This window comes from Streptomyces sp. NPDC005402 (genome assembly GCF_040606575.1).
Taxonomy (GTDB): Bacteria; Actinomycetota; Actinomycetes; order Streptomycetales; family Streptomycetaceae; genus Streptomyces.
Genome location: NZ_JBEXFB010000030.1, coordinates 91,725 through 100,931 on the forward strand (window position 1 = coordinate 91,725; position 9,207 = coordinate 100,931).

At 67.2% G+C, this 9,207-nt stretch carries 10 protein-coding genes and 1 pseudogene; 2 read left to right on the top strand and 9 right to left on the bottom strand.

Annotated features, from left to right (window positions below; genetic code table 11):
- Nucleotides 1-7: 7 nt before the first annotated feature.
- The 7 genes from ABZT02_RS39560 to ABZT02_RS39590 form a co-directional block, all read right to left on the bottom strand.
- On the bottom strand, nucleotides 8-958 hold the full coding sequence (locus ABZT02_RS39560) for a thymidylate synthase (RefSeq protein ID WP_356026754.1): 951 nt from the start codon (nucleotides 956-958) through the stop codon (nucleotides 8-10).
- On the bottom strand, nucleotides 955-2,808 hold the full coding sequence (locus ABZT02_RS39565) for a hypothetical protein (RefSeq protein ID WP_356026756.1): 1,854 nt from the start codon (nucleotides 2,806-2,808) through the stop codon (nucleotides 955-957). Before ABZT02_RS39565 ends, ABZT02_RS39560 begins: the two co-directional genes overlap by 4 nt.
- Nucleotides 2,805-3,527: an HAD family hydrolase gene (locus ABZT02_RS39570; RefSeq protein ID WP_356026758.1), complete on the bottom strand. Its 723-nt coding sequence runs from the start codon at nucleotides 3,525-3,527 to the stop codon at nucleotides 2,805-2,807. Before ABZT02_RS39570 ends, ABZT02_RS39565 begins: the two co-directional genes overlap by 4 nt.
- A gap of 375 nt (nucleotides 3,528-3,902) precedes the next feature.
- Nucleotides 3,903-4,508, bottom strand: coding sequence for a class I SAM-dependent methyltransferase (locus ABZT02_RS39575; RefSeq protein WP_356026760.1), 606 nt, complete (start codon nucleotides 4,506-4,508; stop codon nucleotides 3,903-3,905).
- Complete coding sequence (locus ABZT02_RS39580) at nucleotides 4,505-4,759, bottom strand: hypothetical protein (protein ID WP_356026762.1); 255 nt, start codon at nucleotides 4,757-4,759, stop codon at nucleotides 4,505-4,507. Before ABZT02_RS39580 ends, ABZT02_RS39575 begins: the two co-directional genes overlap by 4 nt.
- Before the next feature lie 130 nt (nucleotides 4,760-4,889).
- Entirely contained in the window at nucleotides 4,890-5,510 is a 621-nt protein-coding gene (locus tag ABZT02_RS39585) for a hypothetical protein (RefSeq protein ID WP_356026764.1), read from the bottom strand.
- Nucleotides 5,468-5,986 carry an ATP-binding protein gene (locus ABZT02_RS39590; RefSeq protein ID WP_356026766.1) on the bottom strand — a complete coding sequence of 173 codons (519 nt, stop codon included), beginning with the start codon at nucleotides 5,984-5,986 and terminating at the stop codon, nucleotides 5,468-5,470. Before ABZT02_RS39590 ends, ABZT02_RS39585 begins: the two co-directional genes overlap by 43 nt.
- A 128-nt stretch (nucleotides 5,987-6,114) precedes the next feature.
- Here ABZT02_RS39590 and ABZT02_RS39595 point away from each other — a divergent pair, with 128 nt between their 5' ends.
- Nucleotides 6,115-7,359 carry a helix-turn-helix transcriptional regulator gene (locus ABZT02_RS39595; RefSeq protein WP_356026768.1) on the top strand — a complete coding sequence of 415 codons (1,245 nt, stop codon included), beginning with the start codon at nucleotides 6,115-6,117 and terminating at the stop codon, nucleotides 7,357-7,359.
- Nucleotides 7,360-7,408: 49 nt separating this feature from the next.
- Here the strand turns inward: ABZT02_RS39595 and cutA are convergent, their stop codons facing one another.
- A complete protein-coding gene (gene cutA / locus ABZT02_RS39600; protein ID WP_053748156.1) occupies nucleotides 7,409-7,735 on the bottom strand; it encodes a divalent-cation tolerance protein CutA in 327 nt (108 codons plus the stop codon).
- A 116-nt stretch (nucleotides 7,736-7,851) separates the two neighbouring features.
- A pseudogene (locus tag ABZT02_RS39605) lies at nucleotides 7,852-8,360 on the bottom strand (transposase); the annotation flags it as partial.
- 517 nt (nucleotides 8,361-8,877) lie between these two features.
- Between ABZT02_RS39605 and ABZT02_RS39610 the strand changes: the two are divergent.
- On the top strand, nucleotides 8,878-9,051 hold the full coding sequence (locus tag ABZT02_RS39610; RefSeq protein WP_356026781.1) for a helix-turn-helix domain-containing protein: 174 nt from the start codon (nucleotides 8,878-8,880) through the stop codon (nucleotides 9,049-9,051).
- The last annotated feature ends 156 nt before the right edge of the window (nucleotides 9,052-9,207 follow it).

The window sequence follows — 9,207 nt, forward strand, 5'->3', positions numbered from 1 at the left end:
GCGGCGGTCACCTCGCCCCGGCCGTCGCGGCGGGCTGGGTCGAGCGCCGCTTCAGTTCTCCGTACCAGGCGGTGAGGGCCTGGCCGAGAGGGCCGTCGATCTTGTCGGCCGCCCGCCAAGCCTGCTCGCGCTCACCGTCCTTCCACAGCCGGTAGCTGCGCAGCGTCTCGACCATCGTGTCCCAGCCGGGGTGGCCGGTCACGACGCGGGCCTCGACTTGGTCGAGCAGGGCGTCGAAACGCGTCCACGGTGTTCGCAGCTCGGGCATGAGCGGGCTCGCCGCGAGTGAGGTCAGCAGCTCGGCCTGCGCGACGTGCTCGTCGTAGATGTGCAGCGAGCCGACATGCAGGTGGAATTCGCCCAGCTCCGCGTCGAGCCACCCGGCGACCAGCTCGTGCAGCACGGTGTAGAAGAACACGTCGTACGGCATGCCGATCCACACGTCCTGGCCGCGCATCATGGTCGCCATGTGCAGGCGGCCGTCGCGCAGGTGGAAGCGGAAGCCGAGGGTACAGGGCACGTCCTTGTGCCCTGCGGCGTCCTGGGCCGGGTCGTAGAGCTGGATCAGGGCCCGCCGGGAGTCGGGGTCCTCCTTGAGGATCTCCACGACACGGGCCAGCTGGTCCACCTTGCCGCCCCAGTTCCGCATCCTGGGCCCGTAAGCGCCGAGCAGTACGCCGTCGTCGGCGTACTGCCGCAGCCGCGCGTTGTAGTCGAAGATCCACGGGTCGTCGGAGCCGGAGAGGTGCCAGACGGTCTCGGCGACCGCGAAGGCCGGGTTCACGATCCGGGCCGGGGGAGCGTAGAGCAGGCGGGCGCGCGGCTGGGTGAGCAGCAGGTGGACGTCACGGACTTCCCGCGTGGCCATGCCCCGGGGGCTGACCTTCTCGCCGGACTTGGCCAGCGTGATGGCGCCGGAGAACAGCTCGGCCATGCTGTCGGCGGTGAGGTGTGTCATCGGGCAGGAACTCCTTCGCCCTGGGGCGACGCAGAGGTCGCGCCGGAGGCATCGTGGTGGACGTGGTCGGATGATCTGGCGCTGGCTTCGGCGCGCTGGGTGATGAGGCGAGCGACCTGGGCCGCGCTGTCGCCGCGCCACCGGCACACCGCGTCCATGGCCGTCTTCGGAACGGGCGTGCCCGGTTCAAGCAGTGCGGAGAGCGCTTCGGCGACATCAACGGCGTTGTGGCACCGGGTCGCGAGGCCGTGGCCGGATAGGTCCAGCGTGCGTTCGCCCGGCGTGCCGATTTCGAGGACCGGGACGTCGAGCAGCGCGGCCTCGATCCCGCACGTCGAGTACGCACTCGCCAGAGCGTCGGCCCCGGCGAGGCAGCCCCGCGCGCCGACCCGCGGGTCGGCCACGGCCACGAGCGGCCCTCCGTCCTGCTTCAGCAACGTGGCGAAGGCACCGGGGTCCTGCGCCGGGTGCGGAGCGATGACGAGACCCCAGTCGCCGTCCGCCGCACTCAGGCCGTCCAGGAGGAGGTCCGCCTGGGTCTTGAGGTGACCGGGGCTGAACGGCTGGCAGGCCCACACCGCGATCCGGGCAGGGGCGCGGCGGTTGCCCGGAGCCAGCACCTTCTCCAGGTACCGCCGCTGTGCCTCACGGCCGAGGGCGGCCAGCGCGTCGAAGCGAGGCTGTCCCAACACGTGTACCTCGCCCGCGGGGTGGCGGACCCACGCTCGGGCCAGGAGGAGGTCCCGTTCGCCCATGACGACGATGTCGCGGCTGTGTAGTGCCGGCCAGGCGACCGACTCTGCCGTCCACGCTCCGTGCTGGACGTGGACCGTGTTCGCGCCGTGACGCTCGGCCGCGTGCGCGGCCAGTGCGCCCAGCGGGCTGGTGTCGTTGCTCAGGAGGACGGTGTGCGGCCGGGTCGCGGACAGGACACCGTCGAGCCAGCTTTCTGCTCGGAGCAGTGTCCGCCATGACGGCTGAGTGCACCCGCCGCTGGTTTCGAGGAGTACGGACAAGAGCCGTACGAGACGCGCGAGTTGGAGGCTATATCCCTTGACGCGGACGACGTGTTCGTCGTCGGGCAGATGCAGGCCCTCGGCAGTGCCGGAGGGGGCGAAGAGGCCGCTCGGCGCCGAGCGCAGGTCGATGCCCGACGCCGCCGACGGGGAGCACCGCTCCGCAGGATCGGTGGCGAGATCGAGCAGCAGGTTCGTCCGTCCATCGCGCTCCAGTTCAGCGAGAACCGGCATCAGGGTGGCCGCATGCCGAGAGGTCCACGACAGCGCCACGACGTCTCGCTGCTGCAGGTCCGCAGGGAGCGGGCTCGGCTCCGTGTTCGCCGTGCTGGAACGGGAGCGGTTGCGTAACTGGGCGGAGCGGGTCGGGTTGTGCGGAGCTGCTGCCCCGAGCAAATAGGCGATGCCGGACCACGTGACGGTGTACGCGAGGTACTCCCGCGAGCTGCTGGTACGAAGCCCGACGAGCCCCTCGTACGGGGCGAGCCCCAGGGGCCCCGGAGTCGTCGCGAACGGCTCCCAGGCTTCCAGGGCCAGCAGCTTGCGCAGGATCTCGGCCACGAAGCGCCGAACGGGAACGTGCTGGACGTGGAGCCAGCCAACGCCGCCCGGTGTGGAGGCGCGCGAGGATCCGTATGGTTCCAAGGCGTCCATGACGTCCTCGACTAGGGCGCGCAGTTCCTGCCGATCGACAGGGATGGTCTCAAGTTCCCGGGTCTGGATGTGGTCGGCCTTCGCGTGGTCCAGGGCGCTGCTGCCGACGAGAGCCCATCGGGGCTGGCCGGCGAAGTCGGAGCGGACCAGACCCAGACCGCCGGTCGCGCGGGTGCTCACACCAGGCTCCCCTCGACGAACGGCGAGGCGGAGGTAAGCAGTTGCAGCAGTTCCTCCGGCGAGGCGACGATCTCGGGCGCGGGCGAGGTGGGCTGCCCGTATCCCCACCCGGCATGGACGTAGGCGACACCGGCGCGGGCCGCCGATTCCTGGTCGACCGCCATGTCCCCCACGTAGACAGCCGCGGCGGGGTCGACTCTGAGGTCGACCAACGCCAGGAGGATCGGGTCGGGGGCCGGCTTCGCCCGGCCCGGCCCAGCGGAGGTGCGGACGGTGGCGAAGGGGCATCCGAGGTGCGCGAGGAGCGGGGCGGCACGGTTGATGTCCTTCGACGTCACCACGCCCAGCCGCCAGCCGGCGGAGACGAAGGCATGGAGCACTTCGACAACGCCGGTGAATTCGAGTACGAGGTGTGCGACGGCGGCGGATTCCGTCTCGTACGTCCGGCGGACTGCGTCGACGTCGGCGACGCCCAGCCGATGCATGATGTCGCCGAACTCGCGTCCCAGGTGACGCTCGTAGTCGGTGAACGGAAGGGTGATGCCGTGGGCCTCCTGCACCTTCCGCCACGCCTTCTGCATCACCGGACGGGTGTCGAGCAGGACGCCGTCGAGGTCGAGAAGAAGCGCACGCTGCGCGCGGCCAGCGTGCTGTCTCTCGCCAGCTGTGATCTCGGATGCGGCCGGAGCCGGTGTAGTAATCGGGGCGGGAACGGTCATGCTCGTTCTCCTCATCAGGGCGGCTGCGCGCGACTCAAAGGGCCGAGACCGGATCGAGTTCACACTCGGGGTACTGGCTGGGCCCGCCGGCCTTCTCGAACGGCGCATTGAGGCTCGTGGGTGGGTGGTGACGCGGGGCGACTCGCACTCCTCTGCCGGACCGTGTGGGCGACGGCTGCGGGCGAGGCGGGCGAGCACACGTCGGATAGCGACCAGATCGAGGAAACCCCTGTAAGGCACCGTGACGGGACGATGAAATCGGATCACTCACGGTTCACTCATCCACTCGACCGGCAGCGTCCTTTCTCCCTCACTGGCTCGACTTGAGGTAAGGAAATGCCGGGCTGACGAGTGGACACCGGTGCCGACGAACGGTCACAAGGTCCGGTTGCGCGGGTTGGACAGGAACAGCGCGGTGTGTCTGCCGAGCCAGCAGCGGTTCTGTTCGGCCCAGCCGTTCTGGAGGTCCTGCACTTGTTCCTCGGTGAAGCCGCGCTGCCAGGGCCTCTCGGCCGGTTCGCCCCCACGCTCGGACCAGACACGAACAAGGACGTACAACTGCCCGCCAGGGCGCAACCAACGGCGAGCGTCGACCATGAAACGGGGGTGGTCGATGAACGGCAGGATGTTGCGGCAAACGATGAGGTCGAGAGAACCGGGCTGCAGTCGAGGCGGGATTGCCCCCGCGTCGAAATCGTGCACACCGTAGTGCAGCCGATCGTTGACGCCTTGCCGATGCTCGGTCCGGATCGCGATCGGCGAGAAGTCCAGGCCCAGCACGTCGTAGCCCCAACGGGAGAGCTGTCGGCTGAAGCTGCCGATGTCGCAGCCGACGTCGAGTACGGATGCCCCGGCGTGCGGGTTAACGTGCTGGAGAAAGCGGTCGACCTCGGCGTCGGTCACGAGGCGGTCTATGGCTCGACCCTCGCTGTACCAGGTATCCCACTGGTCGGGACTGACGCGATGCAACAGCGACTTCATGCTGCGTCCTGCGGGTCATCAGTCGAAGCCGAGGCCGCCCCGTTCCCCGAAGTCGGCAGGCGGGAGAGCCGGTGGAAGCGGGAGAGGTTGAAGCCGCCACCCTGCACCTCGCCGGCGGGGACAGCGAAGAGGTCGAGTCCGGCCTCACTGGGCGGTTCCGGGGCGGCCTCCTGAATGGCGAGGAGGGCCTCGCCTTGCTCGCGGTGCGGCAGGAGCCGTGGCGCCAGGTCAGGGTGTCCCTCGAATGTCATGGTGGGCCTCTGGTCAGGTGAAGTTGAAGGTGATGGCGAGCACGGCGAATACGGTGGTGATGAGGAGGACCTGGGCGCTGATCTGCCTCCAGCCCCAGCCCTTCTTGTCCATCCAGCGCAGCGGACGCCTTCAAGTCGGCGCAGTAGGCTCCTCGGGGATCACGAGGTGTACGAACGCCTGGTAGCGCTCGCCCAGGAGCTTGATCACGGCGTGGTACTCGTCGTCATCGGAGCTGATGTTGTGCCGGTCGAGGACGATCACACCCTCTGCGAATCCGCCTCGGATCTGTCGCTCGACTTCCCTCCATCCAGGGCGCTGCCAGGGGGGCGTGTAGACGCTCCGGCCCGTGCGCGAGCCAGGGAAGTACGTCGTGGGCACGGGTACGGCAACATCGTGGAGCCTTGCTCCTATTGCGTAGCCGTGGTGCTCCGCCTCGGCATGGAGGGTGTTCCAGTCCTCGTCGGGGCTGGCTCCCGGACTCGGCACCAAGCTGTATGCCAGGACGCGAAGCTGCCGGTCGCTGCTTTGACGGCCACGCTTTTCGACAGCCTCTCGATGGAAGTGCTGGCGGAGCTTACGGAACTGCCCATTGCGCGACAGGCGCTCCAACGGGTCGGGACCGCTGTGCCGCCCCCGGATCCGGCCAGCATTCGGCCAGCTGCCGGATGGCTGCGCCTCCAGACCCAGACCACGGTCGACCAGGGGGCTCAACACGTCGGATCCAAGATTGGTTGCGCCGTGCGGCGACATGGGGGTGCCTCCGTAAGAGTGAGAATGACCGCATATGTAGTCCGGCCGCCGTCGGCCACGCCCCACCGATGTGACAGGCGTGCGACGAGGAGCAGCCCTCGCCCGCCCAGGTCGTTGGCACCTGCGCGTCGTCGCTTGGCCGGGGTGGTGCTTCCGTCGGTGACCTCGATCTGGAGCCGGTGGTCGCCGTAGCGCACCCGCAGACCCACAGCCCCAGAGCCGTGACTGATCGCGTTGGTCACCAACTCTGAGACGACAAGCTGGGCGTCCTCTGCCGGGGCGTCCGGCAGGGCCCACTGCCTCAGCACGGTCGCTGTGGTGCCTCGTGCTTGAGCGACGTGCATACTCGCCGGCGCCATGACCATCTCGAAGGCACGGGATGCCAGCGGAGACACGGCCGACGCGCTGCTGGCGGCGGTGGGGCCGCCGTCAGTCATCCCATGTTGGGGAGACGTTGCTGCCTGGTGCGTGGTCATGTGCCCATCGCATCGTGGTGTCGTGATCTGGAACAGGGGAAACCTGAGGGGGAAAACTTTGTCAAGGGGGGAAAAAGAGGGGGGAGTTGGGGTCAGGATTGGATTCCCCACCGACAGAGGTCACACTTATGCCAGCAGATCCGTTCGCCGAACTACTCCGTCAGCTGCGTCGTAATGCGGGCCGATCGCAGGATGAGCAGGCGGATGCGATCAACGCGGCCTCGGGCCGGGGGACGGTGACCCGCCGAGAGGTCAGTCGGTACGAGAACGGTGAGAACGTCCCTACGAACCACACACTTGGGCACATCGCTGTGGCCTGCGGCGTCCCGTTGGAGCCGCTCCTGCGGGAGGCAAAGGCCGCCCGAGTCAGGCGGAAGAAGAAGGGCGACGCTGAAGGGGAGGACCTGGACGACGTGAAGCGCCGAACACTGCTGGGAGGCGCCATCGTTGGCGCAGCTGCCGCTGCGGAGCCTTGGGGCCGACTTGCCTACGCGCTCAGCAAGGGAGCCAGGATCGACTCCGAGTCCGCGTCTGTACTCATTGATCACGCGGCCGAGTTGCATGTGGACGAGCTGAGTGAAAGCGCACGCAGTTTGCAGAACCGGGTCGAGTCTCACCTGGACGCGATCACGGCGGCCCTTCCCCGTGCTGGCGGCCACGAGCGAGCGCTGACCATCGCGGCGGGGGAAACCGCGGCCCTTGCCGGATGGGTCGCCTGGGACCTGGGGGAACACGATAAGGCAGCTGCCTATTACCGGGTGACCTCGGAGTGCGCGAAGGAGGCCGGGCACCCGCCCCTGCGCGCCTTGGCGCTTGGCTACGCGAGCTACGGTGCCGCTACCCCGGGTAAGGCGCTGGAGATGTTGTCACAGGCGGCTCAGGATGTGCGGGGGCATGGCAACGCGACCGCTGCGGCGTGGGCATTGGGACGGTACGCGGAGGAAGCGGCTCAATCAGGGGACGATGCCGGCGCTCTCCGGGCCCTGGAACAGGCGAGATTCGCGTATGACTTCGCGAATCACACGAGCGAGCAGGCGTGGGTCCGCTTTGTGACGCCGTACCGGATGGACTCGCTGGCGCTTTCCGTATACGGCGAACTCAAGCGCCAAGAACTGTCGGTCACAGCCGACTCCGCGGTCGAGCGCCTCGGTAAGGAACTGCCTGACTCTGGAGTGGTGGTTCTCGGGGACCTTGCGTCGGCGCTTCTGCGCGGCGGCGACGTAGACCGTGGGGTCTACGTTGCGCGCCAGTTCGCGGCAGCAGCGGAGTCAAAGCCGAACACCATGGGACGTCAGCGGGCGCAGAGCATCGCTGCCTGGCTCCCCGACATGGAGCGCGACCTGGCCGGTCACTTGCTGGCGTTCGCGTCGTGAGCCATCCGGCGAGCAGGCTCAGTGATAGTGAGACGCCGGGTGGCGTGCCCTACTGCGGGTGAGTCTCCTCGACCACCCAGGACAGGTACGCCTCCGACCCTCCGGTCACGGGCAGTGTGACCCACTGGGGGACGTCATACGGATGCTTCTCATGCAGCCACGCCTCCAGTGCCGGGAGGCGGTCCGTTGAAGTCATGTACGAGATCCGCCACTCCTGCGCCGTCTCGACCTTCCCCTTCCACCAGTAGAAGGCGGTGATAGGCGCATCGATGTGAACGCCCGCTGCCAGCTTGCTCTCGACCGCACCCCGAGCCAGCGCCTTCGCTTGATCCTCGTTGTCACTGGTCGTCTGCGCGATCACAATCTCGTGGGCCATGCATCTACCTCTCCGGCTCGGGTACCGCGACCCTACCCAGCCGTCCAGCGCATGCTGACAGTCGGTGGCTACCGGTCAAGATGGGCGGGCCTCACCCACCGGCCTGGATCAGTGGGTCGGCAGTGTCGCCACCCACGGCTGAGCCGACCTCGGAACCGATCGCGTTCACCAGGCCGGTGTGGGCGTCGGAGACGACCAATTGGATGCCGGACAGGCCGCGGGCGGTCAAGGAGGGCAGGAAGGCGAGCCAGCCGGCGCCGTCCTCGGCGGTTGCGACGTCGATGCCGATGATCTCGCGGTGTCCGTCGGCGTTCACGCCGACCGCGATCAGGGCGTGGATGTTGATGATGCGGCCGTGCTCGCGGACGTTCTGGGTGAGCGCGTCGACCCAGACGAACGCATACGGGCCGGCGTCCAGCTGCCTGTGCGGAACGCGGCGACCTGCTCGTCCAGGTACTTGGCCATCGCAGTGACCTGGGACTTCGACAGCTTTTTGACCCCGAGGGACTCGGCGAGCTTCTCGACCCTGCGCGTGCTGACGCCCAGCGGGTAGGCGGTGGCCACTACCCACATGAGGGCCTGCTCGGCCCGCCGGCGGGCGCCGTTCGAGAAGCCAGTGCGGGAAGGAGATTTCTCACTTGCTCGAATGGTTCAAGTCCGTGTACTCGGAATGTTCTAGCCAGGGCTGTTGGCACCGGTCTCATAGCGGGCAGAAGTCACAATCTCGTCGGCAGCCTGTAGGAGGCCGAGCATGCTCCGTGGGCACCCAGTTTGACTCGAACTCGCGACCTCGCCGCTTGCGGGCTCCGTGGCGCTGAGGCTGGTAGTTGATCGCTTCACGGTCGTTCGCTTGGAAGTAGGCGCGGCGCTTCCCAAGCGTGGATGCGCTCCCGTCGCCACCCTGTTCGTCAGCCAACGCGCGCAATGTGGCCCGAGAGGGAAGGTGAAGGCGTGCAGTCCCACGGCTTGCCCTGAGTCATCGCCTATGGGTAACAGCAGTTCAGGGTGCACAACATAGACGACGATCGCCGGTTGGCCAAACCGGGGATCCTTCGGATCATGGTATTCGCTAGGAGTGTAATGAGGCCCGCCGACGAATCGAGATTGTGTAAATGCGCGTCAAATCCACGACCGCTGGTTTCATGGATGTGCGGGAAGGGGCCGACTATCTGGGCGTATCTGTTTCTTGGCTCTATAAGAATGTGACACGACTCGGGATTCCTGTCTACCGGTTTGGTGTCGGCTCTAATGCAAAGATTCGTTTTAGGCGGTCAGAGCTAGAAGTGTGGATTAAGCAGCAGCGTGTGGAGTCGTAGCGATTGTCAACGGTTCCGGGATGGTTTTAGCTTATTAGGATTTGTATTGGCTTCTTTGGTCCGTGGGATGGGTTCGTTTTTTAAGGAGTGTGGGCATCCGCGGTCGCGGTGGTCGAAGTGTCCTCACTTCTACAAGATCCGTTACCGGGCGGCGGG